18 protein-coding genes are annotated in these 17,032 nt (G+C 68.3%); 5 read left to right on the forward strand and 13 right to left on the reverse strand.

Translation table 11 applies throughout. From position 1 onward, the window contains the following. Positions 1–83 precede the first annotated feature (83 nt). The gene (locus tag AB0469_RS26250; RefSeq protein WP_366453898.1) at positions 84–884 is read left to right on the forward strand and encodes a class I SAM-dependent methyltransferase; all 801 of its coding nucleotides are present in this window, start codon (positions 84–86) and stop codon (positions 882–884) included. 56 nt (positions 885–940) lie between these two features. Here the strand turns inward: AB0469_RS26250 and AB0469_RS26255 are convergent, their stop codons facing one another. Both AB0469_RS26255 and AB0469_RS26260 read right to left on the reverse strand, forming a co-directional pair. Next, positions 941–1,489: a hypothetical protein gene (locus AB0469_RS26255; RefSeq protein WP_366453899.1), complete on the reverse strand. Its 549-nt coding sequence runs from the start codon at positions 1,487–1,489 to the stop codon at positions 941–943. A gap of 199 nt (positions 1,490–1,688) precedes the next feature. Beyond that, positions 1,689–2,219 (reverse strand): SMI1/KNR4 family protein, encoded by a 531-nt coding sequence (locus tag AB0469_RS26260; RefSeq protein WP_366453900.1) that lies wholly within the window; start codon positions 2,217–2,219, stop codon positions 1,689–1,691. A gap of 542 nt (positions 2,220–2,761) precedes the next feature. On the opposite strand from AB0469_RS26260, the gene AB0469_RS26265 reads away from it, so the two are divergent. After that, entirely contained in the window at positions 2,762–4,210 is a 1,449-nt protein-coding gene (locus AB0469_RS26265; protein WP_366453901.1) for an NF041680 family putative transposase, read from the forward strand. 120 nt (positions 4,211–4,330) lie between these two features. Here AB0469_RS26265 and AB0469_RS26270 read toward each other — a convergent pair whose 3' ends face one another. Next, positions 4,331–4,726, reverse strand: a complete 396-nt coding sequence (locus AB0469_RS26270; protein ID WP_366453902.1) for a hypothetical protein — start codon at positions 4,724–4,726, stop codon at positions 4,331–4,333. Next, on the reverse strand, positions 4,723–4,905 hold the full coding sequence (locus tag AB0469_RS26275) for a hypothetical protein (RefSeq protein ID WP_366453903.1): 183 nt from the start codon (positions 4,903–4,905) through the stop codon (positions 4,723–4,725). The genes AB0469_RS26270 and AB0469_RS26275 overlap by 4 nt, the downstream gene beginning before the upstream one ends. A gap of 253 nt (positions 4,906–5,158) precedes the next feature. Here AB0469_RS26275 and AB0469_RS26280 point away from each other — a divergent pair, with 253 nt between their 5' ends. Together AB0469_RS26280 and AB0469_RS26285 are read left to right on the forward strand one after the other, a co-directional pair. After that, a complete protein-coding gene (locus AB0469_RS26280) occupies positions 5,159–5,419 on the forward strand; it encodes a hypothetical protein (protein ID WP_366453904.1) in 261 nt (86 codons plus the stop codon). Beyond that, the gene (locus tag AB0469_RS26285; protein ID WP_366453906.1) at positions 5,416–5,790 is read left to right on the forward strand and encodes a PIN domain-containing protein; all 375 of its coding nucleotides are present in this window, start codon (positions 5,416–5,418) and stop codon (positions 5,788–5,790) included. The genes AB0469_RS26280 and AB0469_RS26285 overlap by 4 nt, the downstream gene beginning before the upstream one ends. Before the next feature lie 47 nt (positions 5,791–5,837). Here the strand turns inward: AB0469_RS26285 and AB0469_RS26290 are convergent, their stop codons facing one another. The 3 genes from AB0469_RS26290 to AB0469_RS26300 all read right to left on the reverse strand — a co-directional run bounded on the left by AB0469_RS26290 (position 5,838) and on the right by AB0469_RS26300 (position 8,640). After that, the gene (locus tag AB0469_RS26290; RefSeq protein WP_366453907.1) at positions 5,838–6,272 is read right to left on the reverse strand and encodes a peptidase inhibitor family I36 protein; all 435 of its coding nucleotides are present in this window, start codon (positions 6,270–6,272) and stop codon (positions 5,838–5,840) included. Between the two features lie 339 nt (positions 6,273–6,611). Further along, on the reverse strand, positions 6,612–7,601 hold the full coding sequence (locus tag AB0469_RS26295) for an ATP-dependent DNA ligase (RefSeq protein WP_366453908.1): 990 nt from the start codon (positions 7,599–7,601) through the stop codon (positions 6,612–6,614). A 49-nt stretch (positions 7,602–7,650) separates the two neighbouring features. Continuing rightward, the gene (locus AB0469_RS26300; RefSeq protein ID WP_366453946.1) at positions 7,651–8,640 is read right to left on the reverse strand and encodes a Ku protein; all 990 of its coding nucleotides are present in this window, start codon (positions 8,638–8,640) and stop codon (positions 7,651–7,653) included. Positions 8,641–8,695: 55 nt separating this feature from the next. Here AB0469_RS26300 and AB0469_RS26305 point away from each other — a divergent pair, with 55 nt between their 5' ends. Beyond that, on the forward strand, positions 8,696–9,316 hold the full coding sequence (locus AB0469_RS26305) for a DUF6000 family protein (RefSeq protein WP_366453909.1): 621 nt from the start codon (positions 8,696–8,698) through the stop codon (positions 9,314–9,316). Between the two features lie 336 nt (positions 9,317–9,652). On the opposite strand, the gene AB0469_RS26310 is transcribed toward AB0469_RS26305, so the two are convergent. The 6 genes from AB0469_RS26310 to AB0469_RS26335 form a co-directional block, all read right to left on the reverse strand. Next, entirely contained in the window at positions 9,653–9,994 is a 342-nt protein-coding gene (locus tag AB0469_RS26310; RefSeq protein ID WP_366453910.1) for a DUF5713 family protein, read from the reverse strand. Positions 9,995–10,101: 107 nt separating this feature from the next. Further along, positions 10,102–12,426: a site-specific integrase gene (locus tag AB0469_RS26315; protein WP_366453911.1), complete on the reverse strand. Its 2,325-nt coding sequence runs from the start codon at positions 12,424–12,426 to the stop codon at positions 10,102–10,104. 317 nt (positions 12,427–12,743) lie between these two features. After that, complete coding sequence (locus AB0469_RS26320; protein ID WP_366453912.1) at positions 12,744–13,115, reverse strand: hypothetical protein; 372 nt, start codon at positions 13,113–13,115, stop codon at positions 12,744–12,746. A 16-nt stretch (positions 13,116–13,131) separates the two neighbouring features. Beyond that, the gene (locus tag AB0469_RS26325) at positions 13,132–15,555 is read right to left on the reverse strand and encodes a site-specific integrase (protein ID WP_366453913.1); all 2,424 of its coding nucleotides are present in this window, start codon (positions 15,553–15,555) and stop codon (positions 13,132–13,134) included. Further along, positions 15,552–15,899, reverse strand: a complete 348-nt coding sequence (locus AB0469_RS26330; RefSeq protein ID WP_366453914.1) for a helix-turn-helix transcriptional regulator — start codon at positions 15,897–15,899, stop codon at positions 15,552–15,554. Before AB0469_RS26330 ends, AB0469_RS26325 begins: the two co-directional genes overlap by 4 nt. 16 nt (positions 15,900–15,915) lie before the next feature. Beyond that, positions 15,916–17,019: a tyrosine-type recombinase/integrase gene (locus tag AB0469_RS26335; RefSeq protein WP_366453915.1), complete on the reverse strand. Its 1,104-nt coding sequence runs from the start codon at positions 17,017–17,019 to the stop codon at positions 15,916–15,918. Positions 17,020–17,032 lie beyond the last annotated feature (13 nt).

Below are 17,032 nucleotides of genomic sequence, written 5' to 3' on the forward strand. Positions count from 1 at the left end.
CTGTTCCTGATCCGCCCATGACAGATGCGCCCGCGAGGAGCTTGGCCCTGTCCGGTGGATCATGTGACGACTAGGCTGCAACGATGGAACGCTTAACCGACGTGCCCGAGAGCTTCGACCAGCCTGCAAGTCTGGCCCAGGTGAACGACTACGACAGTTTCGCGGAGGCGTACTCGGCGGAGAACGAGAACAGCCTCGTGAATGCGTACTACGAGCGGCCTGCGATGTTAGCCCTCGCCGGAGACGTGGCCGGCCGGCGGGTCCTGGACGCCGGTTGCGGCTCGGGTCCCCTGTCCGCTGCACTGCGCGACTGTGGTGCGGTCGTCACCGGCATTGACGTCAGCGCCGGGATGCTGGCGCTGGCCCGGCGGCGGCTCGGTGATGACGTAGCCCTGCACGTGGTCGACCTGAGCGCCCCTCTGCCGTTCGCCGATGGTGCGTTCGATGACGTGGTCGCGTCGTTGTTGCTGCACTACTTGGAGGACTGGGGGCCGACGCTTGCCGAGTTGCGGCGAGTGCTCAGGCCCGGGGGCCGGCTGCTCGCGTCGGTGGAGCACCCTTTCGTGGCCTACACGTTCCAGGACCCTCGGCCGGACTACTTCGCGACCACCAGCTATACCTTCGACTGGCCGTTCAACGGGCAGTCCGTGCCGATGAGGTTCTGGCGCAAGCCGCTGCATGCGATGACCGATGCCTTCACCACCGCTGGGTTCCGCCTATCTGGCATCAGCGAGCCGCAGCCTGACCCGGCCGCCCGTGAGCTGTTCCCCGACGACTTCGATGATCTTTCGAACAGGCCCTGCTTCCTGTTCTTCGTCGTCGAGGTACCGCCGTCGGCTTCCGGCTCGGATGAGATGCTGACAGGCCGTAGTACCTATTCCTGAGCCGCGCATGACACGGCGTGCAGTGGCCGGTGACTCACCGAAGACGAGTGGGGCTCTCAGTAGATGATCCATGCCTGCTGGGGAAGGATGTGGTGAGCGTCATCCAGTACGTGCTCAGCGAAGATCACCGGGCGTGTGACCAGGTGATCAGCCATGCGTTGGACGCTGACCACCAACCCGAGGCTCCACGAGCACGGGACCCCGGTCCCCAGGTAACCAAGCTCGAAGTCGTCTTCAGGGAACCGTTCTGCGGCCCGGGCGGTCATCCACCGTTCCACCTCGGAGGGGACGCGGCCCGTCAGAGGCACCCCTTCGGCGAGGACCTGCGGTCCCCGCAGGCCGTCAACAGCAAGTCCCTCGAGCTTCTCGTCGCGACTGTAGAAGAGGACCAGTCCGGACGTCGGGTACTGGCCCACTTCCCTGGCCTGCCGACCGTCACGGAGGTGCGTGGTGATGCACTGCTGGGCCTCTGCTGTCACGTCGGCCAGCACCGCCGATACTTCGTCAGGGTTCATACCGAAGCGCAACGGTCCCACACCCAGATACGGGTCCACGACCCACTGAGGCCGATCGCTCTCGGGCCGTACATCCCATCTGTCATCCATGGGTACACAGTCTGCGGCAGGCCTGCCCGCCTGTGGCCTCAGCCTCTGGGTGGGGCAGCTTCGCGGAGTTCACACCCGCGTCGAGTGCACCCGTCGCGGTCGTTTTGGTGAGGCGGGAGGGATGCGGCTTCGCCCGGAACGAGCCGCGGCAAAGTGGGGGAATGCGACCAGCTGGGGGCGGGGGGTGGCGGTGTCCCGGTCAGTCCCGGGTGTGCTCGCTGGGGGCGGGGCCGTAACCATACGTGCTGCCCGCGGTGAGGCCTCCGACGAACGAGCAGAAGTCACCAGCCAGGACCAGCTCCGTGGCGAGGTCGGTCTCGAACCATGTGACCGAAGGCTCGCCGTCCCGCCCGCAGGTTCGGTAGTCCAGCGCGATCCAGCAGTGCCCGTCGCCGGAGAGCAGCACAAGTGGCGCTGGCATGCCCCACTCGTCGACCAAGTACGGGGTGTCGAGCAACGAAGTCATCCCGTCGCGTCGCCCGATGCCCATCAGGCTCTCGAAGGGGACGTGGTCTTCGCTCCACGAGGTCGGCTGGCTGGTGGGGAAAGCATCGTGCTCAGCAGCCACGATGCCGCCGTTCTGGATCCGCAGAAGGTCAAGCAGGGCCGAGGGCAGCGTCACGCCCAGCGCCCGCTCAGCCTCTCGCACCGTCTCGTTCGTCAGAGGCTGTTGGACGCCGTAATCGCCGTCACCCCAGAACGTCGCCATGACCTCATCGAATCGCGCCATGACACGCAGCCTACGGTTCAGCCGCACTGGCTTCAGCTGCAAGAACACTTCTTAGTCCGGAAAGGCATCCGGACTCACCGAACTCATCGCCCGCGAACTCCGCGCTCGCGGCCGCGAGGTCGTCATCGAGCACCTGCACGTCCGCCTGCCGCGCGTCCTCAAGACGCCCACTGCCCACCCCGAGCAGGAGCCCGCCCGATGATTCGACGCTTGCCAGTCGTCGAGCTGGAATTCACGCACTGCCTTCGGCCGGGCTGGCGTGGACGGCGGCAAGGGCAGGGCGAGCCGTGCGGCCGGCGTGGTTGCCGCGTCGACGGCGGCACGGACCCCCTCGCCGAGCCGCTGCGGCCTCACGGAGGGGATTTCGGGTTGGCTCCGACGGGTTTCCTCACCACGCAGGCAATGCCATCCGCTCAGCTTGATTTTTAACCTCGCTCGTCACCCGACCTGCTGATCTGCGGTGTTTCCCGTGACAGCGGAGGCGGCCGTTCTCCACGCTTCGAGATGTCGAGTAACGAAGCACCAGAGAACGGCCGCTGTGTATGAGTCTGTCTGCTGACCTTTCCGGACGCGAGGCGTTGGGCGTGTTGTCCCGCTTTCGTGTCGAGTTCTACGACTGCCTCTACTCCCGTGCGGATGCGCTCTTCGACTTGACCGACGCGGTGCTGTGCGCGGACGGGCCGGTCAGGTCGCTGGTCGAGCTGACGTTGACGGCCGAGCACCGCCGTGGGCACGGCGCGATGTACGACGCTGTCAATCACGGCTGGCTGGAGCCCGTCCGGTTGCGCCGGCTGCTGGCCTCCACGCCGTTGCCGAGAGCTGCCGACGGGCGGATCGTCCTCGCGGTGGATGTGAGCAACTGGCTGCGGCCTGACGCTCCCACCAGCCCGGACCTGCTGTTCTGCCATGTCTACGGGCGAGGCCGCAGTGCGGACCAGATAATTCCCGGCTGGCCGTACTCCTTCGTCGCAGCCCTGGAAACGGGCCGGACCTCGTGGACCGCGGTACTGGACGCGATCCGTTTGGGCCCGGCCGACGACGCCACCGCGGTCACCGCCGCCCAGCTCCGCGACGTCGTCACCCGGCTCCTGCGGGCAGGCCAGTGGAAGCCGGGCGACCAGGATGTCCTTGTCGTCGTGGATGCCGGCTACGACGTCACCCGCCTCGCCTACGTCCTGGCCGACCTGCCCGTCGAGCTGGTCGGCCGACTGCGCTCGGACCGGGTCATGCTCCGCGACGCCGGCCCACGCCGCTCCACCCCACGCGGCGGGCAGCCCCGCAAGCACGGCGGTGTCCTCACCTTCTCCAAACCCGACTCCTGGCACACACCCGACCACACCACCGCCAGCGCCACCACCCACTACGGCGCGGCCGAGACCCTTGCCTGGGACCGCATGCACCCACGCCTGCAAGCCCGTGGCCCCTGGCTCGGCCACTGCGGTGAACTCCCTTTGATTCACGGCACGTTGATCCGGTTTAAGGTCGAGCATCTCCCTAGTGACCGCGACCCGAAGCCGATCTGGCTCTGGTCCTCCAAGACCGGGATGACGGGCCAGGACATAGACCTGCGGTGGCAGGCGTTCCTTCGGCGCTTCGACCTCGAGCACACCTTCCGCCTCTTCAAGCAGACTCTCGGCTGGACCGTCCCAAAGGTCCGGGACCCGCACACCGCCGATCTGTGGACCTGGCTGATCATCGCCGCCCACACCCAGCTCCGCCTCGCCCGCCCGCTCGCCGAGGACCTCCGCCGTCCCTGGGAACGGCCCGCGGAACCCCGCCGACTCACTCCCGCTCGAGTTCGCCGCGGGTTCCGGCACCTCCGCGCGAAGACCACCCAGCCCGCAGACGTGCCCCAACCATCCCTGCCAGGCCCCGGACGCCCACCCGGATCGAAAAACCGCAGGCCAGCCCCACGATATGAGCCTGGCAAGACAGTGAAACGAGCAGAAACACTCACCGAGCACGTCCGGTTGCAACAACGACGAGGTTAAAGATCAAGCTTAGCGGTGACGACGGCTGCTTCTGAGCTGCCGTGGGATGCGGTCCTCGCTCCGGGGCGTGGGTTGGTGTACGACGTGTTGGCTCGTACAGCGCCTGAGCTGGGCCGGCGGTTACATGGCGAGGGTTTCGGTGCTCCGGCAGCGGACTACCAAACTCCACCACCCCGCCCCCACCAGCCGCATACCGCCCACGCCTGCGCCGCGCAGAGGCGAACACTGGAGCACCGTGCCCGAACGGCACCATCCCGTGATCCAGGCGTACCGGTCCAGGTGCCCCATCCCCAGCATCCTTGGCCAGGCGCCCATGATCGAGTCGAAGGCGTTGTCCGTTGCCTCCTCGGCGTCGGCGTCCGACCCGAGCTGGGTGTACGCGTATCTGCGGTAGCCCTCGTAGCGGTCGGCGCGGAAGGCCCAGTAGGCGATGCGCTCGGCCGGCCTCCACGTGCTCATGACCGCCGGCTGCTCGTCTGGCTCGGGCAGGTCGTCCTCAAGGGTGCCGCGGGTCACCGCTCCACCTCACGGTCGTCACGCTCGGCGGCGGCCTGACGGGCGGCGCCGGCCATGTCGGCGATGCCGATCCGGACCCCCATCGCGAGGACCCTGCGGCAGCACCGGACGGCGTCGGGGCCGAAGACCCTCACGGTCAGCGCGATCTCTACCAACCACGCCGCAGCGCTCTGCTGCACGTGCCCCTCCTACAGAGATGGTCTTGGAAGACACGCCGTACCCCCTCCCCCGGCGCCGAGGCGTCTGCCCCTGAGGCAGCTGCCTCTATGGGGAGATCGCTTGGCGGACCCTGAATCGTGCACGCCAGAACTGATCAATATTCCGATCAGTAGTCGACATGTAACAGTCAGAAACGTCCGAAGTTGTCGCGGATTCGACGCAACCAGGCCCGAGCCTGGGCAGTAGCGTTCTACCGGCGGTAGAATCACTTTCATGAGCAGCGGGAATCCCACCAGCATCAAGACGAGCGAGGCGACGCGGGACCGGCTGCGCCTCCTCGCGAAGGAACGCGGCACGACGATCACCGAGCTCCTGGACGAGCTCGCCCAGAGCCGGCTGACCCGCGCCGAGCAGGAGCAGCGGGCCCTGGAGGCCGCAGCCGAGCTGGGGCTGGAGTACACCGCGCAGGTACAGCAGGCCGGCCAGTCCGCCTGGGACAAGATCCGCGCCCATCAGGGCGGCGCCGCCGCGTGAACCTGACGGCTGTCTTCGACCACACGGCGCTCGTCGCCCTCTACCAGGCCGACCCGTTCTTCACCGGCCTGTACATCGAGTCCTCCCGGGGCACCGGCAGGGTCCTGATCCCGGCCCTGTCCGTCCTCGCCGCCGAGCGCACGGCACCCGGCGCCGGCTCCCACGCCGCCCGTCTGCGGTTCGCCGAGACCGTACCCTTCACCGCGGCCCACGCCCTGGACGCCGCCTCCTGGCCCGCCACCGACTGGGCGGTCACGCATCCGGCAGCCATCGCCTGGCAGGCGGCGAAGTCGGGGGACCCTGTCACGGTGCTCTCGCTGACCCCCAAGGCGTATGAAGGCACCGGGGTCTACCCGCTCGACCCGAGTTAGCGCCTATCGCGGCGCCCCTCTTGGCGTGTGGGCCTGGGCGGGGGCTGTCAGGCGCCGCAGGGGGTGTCGTTGTTACGCAGGCTGTGGGTGGTGTCGTTGAGCTGGTAGGAGCGCAGGTCGTTGATGGTGCCGCCGTCGTGTCCGACGCAGACGTGCCTGCCGAAGTAGTTGTCCTTTTGGTAGACACGGGCGGTGCGGTTGCTGTTGTTGATGACGGAGCTGCCTTTGCCGCGGATGTAGTCCGGCAGGTGCCGTACCGACCCGTCTACGGCGCGTTTGACGTAGGGCTGGCCGTTGAAGTTGATGTCGGGGTAGATGCAGACAAACCCCCGGGGGCACGCGATCTGATCCCGGCCAACAGCGTGGCTGGCTGTTGTGGTTGTGGCGTAGGCGGGTGCGGGGCCCGTCAGTGATGCGGCCAGGATGGTCGGGACGGCGGTGGCAAGAAGCGCGGCCGTCCTCGTGCGGTGCAGAAGCGTCATGGCATGCGCCTGTCCTGGCGGAACGGTTTGCCAATCCGCTTGCCACCGCTGTTCATCCAGATGAGTGAGTCGGCGCTGGCCAGTACGTTCATGGCCCGGTTGGCCCTCGTCAGTCGCCACCGCCGCAGGCCACTCCGTCGAAAGAGCGACGGCGGTTCGAACGGGCCCGCAGGTGATCTTTTGGCTGCGTGAGATCCCGCCCACGGAGGAGACGATCCAGCCCTCGACCGTGCCGCCCAGGCCTGCGTACGCGCGGCCGGCCGCCGCGAAGCTGAAGGATCGCCCCGCCCCCACGTTCAGCTACATCGCTGCGAGCGTGGCTTGCCGTGCAGGAGGTGTTCATCGCGTTGCGCTTCGCGGCGGATCGGGTTGAAAGAGGGGCGCCTCGTCGGCGGTCATGTCCAGGCGGAGGCGGCGGAAGCGTACGGGGTGGCGGTAGACGCCGCCGTGATCGACGGCGGTGTCGGCGCTGACCTCCGCGACGAGGTCCGGGGCGACGAGGGTCACCTGCAGGATGTCCCTGCTGCCCCACGCCGAGCTGAACCGCATGCCCCTCCAGGGGTGTTCCTCCCCGGCCGCGGTCAGGCTGCCCGCGACGAGCCGGGCGGCTTCGGGCCGCAGCGGGCCGGTCCGGCCCACCGGGCGCAGGCGGCCGTGCTGGTCGTGGCGGCCGAGCAGGAGGAGCTGGGGGCGGGCGAAGGTGCCGGTGATGGCGCCGATGACCGCTTCGGTGGTGTCACGCCGCCGCAGTTTGTACCAGCCTCTCGATCCGGGCTGGTAGGGCTGTCGCATGGGCTTGACCACGATCCCTTCGAGGCCGGCGACGGTCCCGCTCCATGTCTCCAGCCACTGCTCGGCCTTCACCAGCTCTGTGGTCATGGGGCACAGCGTCCACGGCGCGCCGAGCCGGTGCGTGGCGAAAAGGCGCTCCAGACGCTGCCGGCGCTGCCAGTAGGGCTGCCGGAGCAGTTCCACGCCGTCCTGCTGCAGGATGTCGAAGGCGATGAAGAACGCGGGCAAAGTGGCTGTGAGGCCGGCGGCGGTGCGGCCGCGGGCGACTGTGCGGCGTTGCAGCCCCTCGAAGGACAGCCGGCCCGCCTCGGTGTCCCAGGCGACGAGCTCCCCGTCGAGGACCAGCCCGCCGGGCAGGCGCTCGGCGGCCGCGAGGAGGTCGGGGAACCGGTCCTGGATCTGGGTGCCCTGCCGGGTCTGGAGCACCGGCGGGCCGCCGGTGAACAGCAGCGCCCGGTAGCCGTCGAATTTCTGCTCGTAGGCGAGCTCGCCCGAGGTGCCGGGGCCGGGGATCGCCTCCACGGCCCGGGCCAGCATCGGCTGTATCGGAGGGCTTAGGACCACCTCGACAGTCCTCCTGCGCCGCTCATGTCCGGGCCGAGGTGAGGGCCTTGACCAGGTCGTCGCGGGACATGTGTGAGCGGCCCGGCAGATTCGCGGCGGCGGCCTTCTTGTAGAGGTCGGCCTTCGTCAGACCGGTCAGGTCCTCCTCGGGCGCCGAGCGGATCCGCTTCTTCGCCGGCGGCTTCCTGCCCGCCCCTTTCGAGGACGTGGAGGCGTGGCCGGAGGCGGTGGCCTTGCCGCCAGTATCCTTCGGGCTGCCGGCCCGCTCGATGCTGGCGCGCAGGGCCTCCATGAGGTCGACGACGCTCGTCGGTTCGGCAGCGGGCTCGGCCTTCTCCACCCTCTCCCCGGCCTTCTTCGCCTCGATGAGAGCGGCGACCTTCTCCTGGAACGTGTCGTGGAACTGCTCCGGGTCCCAATCCATGCTCATGGCGCCGATGAGCTGCTCGGCCATCGTCAGCTCCTCCTCAGACGCCTTCGCCTTGCCCGGCAGGGTGTCGATCTCCTTCTTCGGATCCCGGATCTCGTCCGCCCAGTGCAGCGTGTGCAGGGTGAGCAGCCCGTTCTCGGACTTGAGAGCGACCAGGTACTCGTGCTGGCGCATCACGAAGGTGGCGATCCCGACCCTGCCGGCTTTGGCCAGGGCCTGCTCCAGCAGGCTGTAGACCTTGCTGTACTCCTCGCCGCGCGGGCCGAGGTAGTAGGTCTTGTCGAAGAAGATCGGATCGACGTCCGCGAGGTCGACGAAGCCCTCGATCTCCAGCGAGCGGGAGCGGCCCGGAGCGATCTCGTCGAGCTCCTTCGGCTCGACGAGCACGTACTCGTCACCGGTGTCGAACCCCTTCACGATGTCGTCGAGCTCCACCTCCTTCCCGGTCCGCTCGTTGACCCGGCGGTTGCGGATCCGGTCGGAGGTGCTGCGCTGGAGCTGATGGAAGTGGATCGTGTGGCTGTCGGTGGCCGTGTAGAGGCCGACAGGCAGGCTGACCTTCTCTGAACTAGCGATCGTTATTCAGGGCCTGGGTAAACCGCTGGCAGCTGGGTCGTCCCCGCGTAAGGATGCAGCCATGCGTTATGCCGGCGTCGACCCCGAGCTGATGGAGCTGGTCCGACGATTTGTCACGCCTGGCCGGCGGTACATGCGGCTGGGCGGAAGCTCACTGCGGTTGAGCGGACCTGAGCGCGACTTGTTCGTGAGAGAGCTGGTCCAGGCTGCCGGGGAGATCACTCCCGAGGAACTCGCCATCCTTTTCGAGGGCGGGTGGCGAGAGCGCAGGACTGCCTCCTGGCTGGTTGCCGTGGCCGGGAGGACCGAGTTCCGGAGCCGGATCGGCGACCTGTTGCTGGCCAGCGGAGGCCCTTACCAAGGTTCTCTCTGCATCGCTCTTGCCAGCTTTGGTACCAGCGAGGACGCCGATCTGCTCTGCGAATACCTTGATCGCTACCTGCCTGAACCCGACCTCCGCTGGGACCAAACCTCGGTATTCAGCACCCTGCTTCACCTCGACGCTGTCCTTGGGGCCGAGCGGGCAGCGCCATACCTTGCGCCCGGCGGACTATGGCAACAGTGGACTGCTGCCACGCCGAACGCGGTGCGGGATCCGCAGGAGTACCGGCAGGTCGTAGACCAGCTCTGTTCCTTCGCCAGCGAGTGCGCTGAACTCTTCGCCAGAACGGAACTCAGGTGACCTGACGGCCGGAAGCCGTCTGCTCTGCTCCCCTCTTTCTGGGCGGGGTGAGCCGGGGCCTTGCGCGGCATCCCAAGGTTGATCGCCACTCTGCCCGGCGCGGAGTCGATCTGGTCGATCTTGGATTCGGCGCCGTCGAGGCTGACGCGCAGACCCTCGATCTCTCCGAGCCAGCCTTCGCGCTCGGCTTCTGCAATCCGGTCGAGGAGGTTGTCGCGGATCTCCACCAACCGGCCGCGCTGGGCGGGGTCGGGGCGCAGGAGGGAGCAGCGGACGCAGGCTTCTCTGAACCAAGCAACTCCCGCCGATCGGGAGAGGTGGCCTTCTCGTCCTCGTTCACCAGTCCCGGCCGGCGGTCAGCTCCTCCGCATCTGCGCCCGTGAACCCGTATGCCGACGCAACGAAACAAAACTCGTCACAGATCCACTCACGCGCAACTGTCTCGATCCCGCTCCCTGCCGCCATGAACTCCCTGTCCAGCAGGTTGAACTCCTCCGTCGCAGCCTGGGTGAGGGCATACAAGGTCTCCAGATCTGACGGCTGCTTGGCCTCAATAAGCCCGCACAGCTGCAGCAGGATTGCCTTCCCCCGGTCGACCACGTGATCAGGGAAGTACGGGTCGTCGTACATCGGCTGCAGGAACGCGTGTCCCGCTACCTGCTGGTTTGTGATGGGCATGGCACTTCCCTATCTCGATCTCCGCCAAGAGCTAATGCGCCGATCATGCACAGCGCCACTGACAACGACGCCACCCATGGATGCCAGTGCCCACGCGACCAGGACTTTCACGACAGGCGCTTATCGGGTTGTCGCGCATCGTGAGCGGCGATTTGGTCGAACGTCGGCATGCCGAGGCTGACTGTGGAGGATCGGCGGGCTGCTTCAGCGTCGAGCTGATCCAGCTTGCCCTGCGCGCCGGCGAGGCTGACCTGGAGGCCCTCGACTTCGCCCAGCCATCCTTCCCGCTCCGCCTCAGCGATCCGGGCGATCAGGTTGTCGCGGATGTCAGTCAGCCGTGACCGTTGGGCTGGATCAGGGCGGAGGAGCGAGCATCGGACACAAGCGTGCTCGTGGATGCAGGCGGTGCCGTAGGCGCGGGCGCAGGTGCCGACGGAGAGTTTGCGGCGTTCGAAGTGGCCGAGGAAGTCCTCCCACTCGGCTTCGGTGGGGGTGCGGTACTCCTCGGCGGGGCGCAGGGTGCGGCGGCGGGTGATGAAGGCGCGGTGGGCTTGGATGGTCTCGGTGGGATAGACGGCGTTGTAGCCCATGGTGGTGTTGATGTCGGAATGGCCCACGATGACCTGGGCAATGTGGGGTGGCAGGCCGGAGCGGATGGCGTCGGTGATGAACATCCGCCGGAAGTCGTGGGGTGTGAAGTCCAGGGGCTGGCCGCTGGTGTCGGTGAGACCGGTGAAGTCGAGGACCTCTCCCAGGGCTTTTCGGATCAGCTCCCCGGTCATGCGGGATCGCTCTCCCGCCCAGTCCCACTGGAACAGCAATGGAGCGGGCGGGTTCCAGATGCGCTCCTCGTAGTCGTAGGCGGCCAGCAGGGGGATGGTGCCCGTCTTCGGGTCGCGGACCCGGCGGATGACGGCGGAGAGGACGTCGGCGAGTTCGGGGCTGACCAGCAGGACCCTCTCCTGGTCGGTCTTGGACGGGGCGATCTGGAGAAGGGGGACGATCTCGCCGGTCGTGGGCAGCCGGTACTGGACCAGCCCGTGGTGGCTGGCCTCCAGCATCTCCTCGATGCGGGCGCCCGTGTGGCGGAGGAACTCCACCGCCGCCCAGGCCCAGAACGCGCGGTGCTCGGCGAGGTCGAAGTGGATGAGCTTGCCGGCTGCGTCGCGGGCGCTGTCCCTGCCGTGTTTGGTGCGGACGAAGACGGCGTCGGCCACTGTGAAGGCCGTGCCGCGAGGCACGGCGCGCAGGGCTTCGAGGCAGGCCAGGCGGTGGCGGTGGTGGTCGAGGGCGGCCCGCGCAAAGGTGTCCAGGGCCGGCAGCCGTTCGCGGGTGCGCTGGTCCATGCGGGCCTTGATCCGCTTGGTGCGCTTGCCGTCCAGGGTCTCTGCTTCCTTGATCGGGCACGGGGCTGCCCAGGGTCCCCATCGGGCCGGTTCCTCGGCCGCCCAGCGCGCCACGTCGAGGTAGAGCGCGCGGACGGACATCAGCACCATGGCCCGGTCCGCCCGCTCGACCACCGTCTCCTCCACGGTGCCGTCCCTGCGCCGGCGCCGCTGGATGCGGGTCCGCAGACGCTCCTTCCACGCGGCAGCCACGTCCGGGGGAAGGTCGAGAGAGGCGATGCCGGAATGGTGCCGCTCAAGGTCTGACCAGAAGTTCCTGGTCAGGTGGCGGGCAAGACCGTCCAGTGAGGCGTAGTCCAGCCGGGGGCGGCGCTCTTCCAGGTAGTCGATCAGCAGCCCGCGAATGGGCGCGCACGCCACACCGTGCCGGTCCACCAGCTGCTCGCTGGTGAGCTGGCCGGTGACCCGGCCGAGCAGCCGCAGCGTCGCTGGTGCATCGGTCGGCAGATGGCCGAGCTCGCGCAGCCACGAGTAGAACAGGGTGCTCGCGCCCTCGCTCCGTACGAGTGTGTGGTGCTCGATCGCGTCGCCGACGGTGATGTCCGCGAGGTCTCCGCCCTTGGCGAGGAGGATCCGGGCCAGGGCCCGGCGGGCCTTGCCGCCGCCGAGCTCCTGCCACCGTTTCGGGCCGACATGTGCCTTCAGCTGTGCGTATCCGGCTGGATCGCGAACCTCCTCGACGAAGTCCCGCAGGTGATTGCTGCTGTGGCCGGCCAGCCAGGCCACCGGCAGCCGCAGCACGTCGGATCCGGCCAGGAACAACAGGCCCGACAAGACGGTCGACCGCCGCTTCACCTCGGTGACCGAGGAGACCCAGGTGTGCCCGTGATCGGCCCACTCGCGCGCAGACGCGGATGCGGGGGAGGCTTCCCACCGCTCCTGCCAGCTGCTGCCGGGGAAACCCGTCAGCCAGGTAAGAATCGCGCGTGCTCCCGTGAGCCGGTACCAGCACGTGTTGACGCTCGCCCCCGTGTACGGCGGCAGCTGGAGGGCGGCCAGTACCTCGTCCGCGGACCTGCACGTCATCGGCCACCGTGTTCCCGCCACACGGGCGGGAAACCGGACGCGGGCCTGCTCCAGCGGCCCGCCGGCAGCCTGCGGCGCCGGAAGCCGCTCTCCGGGGCCGGCGACGGGCGAGCCGGCCAGGTGCCGGACGCGGGCCGTCACCAGGATCCTCCGAACAGGTCGTTGAGCGCCTGGGGCCGATACCCGGCCGCCGGTACCGCGGGGATGCGTGCCAGCCGGTCCTGGCGCAGGTGATGGGCCCGTACGGCCTCGACGATCTCGTCGCGCCCGGCCGGTAATGGTGGAGTCGGGTATTGGAACCTGCGGAATAGGTGTGGCTATTCGTCGAGGTACTGGTGTCTGGCATCGGCGGGCGAGACGAAGAGTTGGCCCTCGCGGATCTGCCACTCGGCCGCCCCATCGACCTCGTGGCTGGCAAGGAACAGGCCCCGGATGAGGTCCCCGTCGTCGTCGGAAGCCGGGATCCGGGCGATTTCTCTGAGCTGGTTCATGAACCAGTCCAGGGCCGACTCGCGAATGTCGGCGCCGTAGAAGATGTAGTGGGTCCAGTTGATGTGCTGCCGCGGTGTGCCCCATCCGTTGGAGTAGTGATCGTCGGCGTGGGACGAGATGATCTTTTGGACGGTGACGAGCTGCGTCTCGTCGCACTCCAGCCATCCTCTGACCGATACGTAAACGCCCATCGACATGTCCTTTCTGTAGGCGTCAGTCCTGGTGGGAGAGTCGTCGGCTGACGTCGGCTGCGTAGGTGCCCCAGTCGCCGGCGGCGGCTCGCTGCCATTTGACGGCGACGGTGATGTCGATGCCGAGGGTCCGGGCGAGGACCGCGGCGGGCAGCTCGGTGGCGAGCTGGAACAGGGCGGTCGAGCGGGTCTCGGCGAGTCGGATGTCGAGTTTGCGGAGGCGTTCGCCCATGGCCCAGACGCTGATCGGACGGCCGGGCTGGCCGCCGGGGAACAACCAGGGCGAGTCCGTGCGCGCGAGGACGGCGTGACTGCGGCGAACCGCGACCTGCTGAATGGCCAAGTTCGCGACGAGCTCGGGCAGTTGGACGGGGACGTCGCCGAGTCGGATGCGGACCGCTCCACCGGTCTGCTCGATGTGGTCGACGGTCAGACGGGAGATCGCTGCGGGCCACTGGGCATAGAGGAGCAACAGCAGGCCGGAGAGGCGGTCTTCGGTTCGGATGGTGTCGTCGTGCAGGAGACGGCGGGCTGTGGTCCAGCGGGCCTCGTCGTCCATCGGCCGGGAGGGGCCGTTCCATCTCACGGCCGGGAAGCTGAGGTCTCGGGCGATCTTCTGGGAGAGGGCCCAGCGCACGAAGTTGCCTGCTTCCCGGCGGTGGCGCACGTCGTCGCTGGTCATCCAGCGTTCGAGGTCGATCTGGCGGCAGGTGGCGAGAGTCAGGTCCTGGTCGTCGAACCAGTTGAGGAGGTGGACGGCGGCCCGCAGGTGCTGGCGGACGACGGTGAGCTGGGTGTGCGTGATGTCCCTGCCGCGGCTGCGGCGGCGAAGGCGTCGCAGCAGATGCCAGGTCGCGTATCGGTGCAGGATCTTGCGCCCCTCGACGGTTGCGTGGGAGGTGACGAGATCCTTCACGAGTCGTTCGAGGCGGACCATCTGCTCGTCCCGCTGCGGAATGGCCTCGGTGGCCACGAGCACGCTGCGTATGTGCTCGACGACCTTGCCTTCCGGGAGTTCGTCCAGGGCCTCGTGGGTCAGGGGCCGTCGCCCGGAAGCAAGATCCGACAGGACGGTGGAGACGATGCCCTTGGAGAGCCAGCGCATCGCGGTGCCGGCGCGTTCGCTGCCGTTCAGGGCGTCGTGGAGGGCCTGCAGCTTCGGCGGTATGGCGCCCGAGTCATCGGCCAGGAGATCGTGCAGCCGCTGCTTGAGGGTGCAGCGAGGGCAGGGCCCGGGAGCTCGTAGCCGCTCGGCTTCGCCGCAGGTGGGACAGGGGCGCCAGAGTTCGACGTCCGGTGTCGTGCAGGGACCGCAGATGGGGGTGTCGGCGGTGCCGGAGTGGATGCCGCGGAGCCGTCCGCAGACGGTGCAGTGGGCTCGGCGCCGGTCGCAGCCGCCGCACCGGGGCAGGCCGGTCAGCTTGGAGAGCGTGCAGGGTGCGGTGCGGCCGCAGATCGAACAGGCCAGGATGGGCAGCGGACAGCAGTTGGGGCAGAGGGGACCGTCGGCCGTGCGGGTCTGCACTCGCCGTCGCTCGCCGCAGCTGACGCAGACCTCGGTGTTCGTGGGGTCGGTGACCAGGCAGTTCGGACACAGCGGACGTCCGTGCTCGTCGCGGGTCGCCGGTTCGCGTCGGGCACCACAGCGTGCGCATTCCTCGACACGGGACTTGGCGATGCAGTTGCGGCAGACCCGCTGCCCGTCCAGCGGCTTGTCGATGCGGACGACCCGGTGACACCGGGGACAGGCCGGCCGGACGATCCCGGCGACGCCCGCCTCGTGCAGCAGGTCGATGAACTGCAGGATGGCCCGGTGCGGCGCGAGATAGCCCTCGCCGGTGAGCAGACGGGGGTTGTCCTCCAGAGCCCAAGCCAGCCTCCGCCGGTAGGCGGGGCGGGTGGGCACTGACCGATGGAGGGCTTCGGCGATCACGTCACGGTCGGCGTCCGGGGCGATCGCCGCGATCACCTTGTGGACGACGTCAACGGGATCGCGGTCGTCAGGGTCGGGACACATCGAACAGCGCGGCAGACCTTTGCGGTCCCGGAAGGCCAGACGCCTGGTGTTGCCGCAGGCGGCGCACTCCGCGGTCTCCTGGCCGCAGACCGAGCAGTACCAGTCCTGGCCCTGGCGCTGGAGGGTCCGCAGGTTCTTGCCGCACTCGGCGCAGACCGGTGGCGAGATCGCCGACGCGCCGGCATCGCGGAGTTCGATGAGCAGGTCGCCGATGGCCCGTGGTGCCGGGGACCGACCGTCGGTGAGGATGGCGGGCCGCATCGCCAGGGCCTGCGCGAGGCGGCGGGACTTCGCCCGGCCGCCCGCGACCGCGGTGACCACGGCCGCGATGACGGCGGGCCCGAGTTCCTTCTCGACGTCGGTGATCAGATCGGTCATCAGGCCGATCGGGTCGGTGACGGCGCGGCCGTGATGGTCAGCGGTGGTCACGGCCGGTCAACGCCCCTGATCCTGGCCCGCTTCGGCCGCAGTCCGCCGAGCCCTTCCGCGGGTTCCCCGCCGCCGACTGCGGCCTTCTTCGGCTTCTTCACGGCCCCGGCCACGGTGATGGGCTCGATGAGGTCGTCCATGGTGCAGTCCAGGATGTCGAGCAGAGCCATGAGGATCTTCAGGCTCAGTCGCTCCGGTCGCTCGACGACGAGCCGGTAGACCTGGCTCGACGACAGGGTGATGCCACGTTCGGCGAGCGGCGGGAGGAGGTCGGTGGTGGAGAACATCCCGCGGTCCGCCATGACCTTGCGCAGGTGCCACTGGTAGTCGAGCTTGGCGGCCATCGCCGGATCCCTCCTGTCAGGCCCCGGCGAACGCCGGCGCCAGTGCCTTGTGCAGGGAAGTGTTCATGAAGTCATCGCTGACGTGCGTATAGATGGCCAGGGAGCTGTCGCACTCGTGGCCGACCTGCTGCTGGATGAAGCGCCGGTCCACCCCGTCCTCGGTCAGGTGTGTGACGTACGAATGCCGCAGAGAGTGCGGGACCAACTCCTTCGGCAGCCCGAGCGCGTCCCGGTAGGACTCGAACCGGTCGTTGATCGAGCCGGGCTGAAGACGCCCTCCCCGCTCGGTGATCCACAGAGCCGGGTGATTGGGGAACCCGAAGCGCGGGCGGACGTTCTCGACGTAGTCCGCCACCGCATCGACCGCCCAGTCCATCACCGACAACACGTTCCTCCGACGCGGCGGCTGGCCCTTCTTCGCCTTGCCGTAGCGGACGTTGAGCGTGCCGTACGGGCCAAACTGGCGGGCCTGCGGGTTGCGTCCGAAGTCGACCAGGTCGAGCTTGGAGGTCTCGGTCCGCCGCAGTCCCCAGCCGTAGATGACCTTGAAGAGGGTCGCGTCCCGGTAGGCGGCCAGGGCACCCTTGCGCTTGGCCCGCACCGCTCGGTCGACCTGGTCGTCGGCGTAGTCGAGGAAGAGCTGCAGCTGTTCCCGGGTGAACGGCTTCGCCTCCGGGTCGCCCTCGTAGTCGTTGAGGTGGGCAATGGTGTTCCACTCGTGGCAGACCGCCACCGGGAAGGTGCCGAAGGCTTCCTCGCAGGCCGGCCCCCAGCCGTAGCGGCCGTCGATGAGGAACTCGCTGAACAGGCGGACATCGCCCTGGTAGCTGCGGATTGTGGACGGCGCCAGGTGCTTCTCGCTCGTCAAAGAGAGCGACCACTCGTCCACGTGGGCCGGCGTCCACTGCCACGGGTACTCGTTGGCGAACTCCATGAACCGGCGTATGAGCCGTTCCCGGTCGTCGACCGTCTCGTCCTTCAGGCCCCGCGACTTCTGCTGAGCTCGCCAGCCTCGCAGCATCGCGTCGAACATGGCGTCCTCCGGACGCAGCTGAACGACTCCAGAGACGAGCTCCAGGTGAGCCGACCCGGCCAGGGCCACCTTGCGCTGATGCACCACTCCAGACCATCCC

The organism is Streptomyces sp. NPDC093801, from assembly GCF_040701585.1.
In the GTDB taxonomy this organism is placed as follows: domain Bacteria; phylum Actinomycetota; class Actinomycetes; order Streptomycetales; family Streptomycetaceae; genus Streptomyces.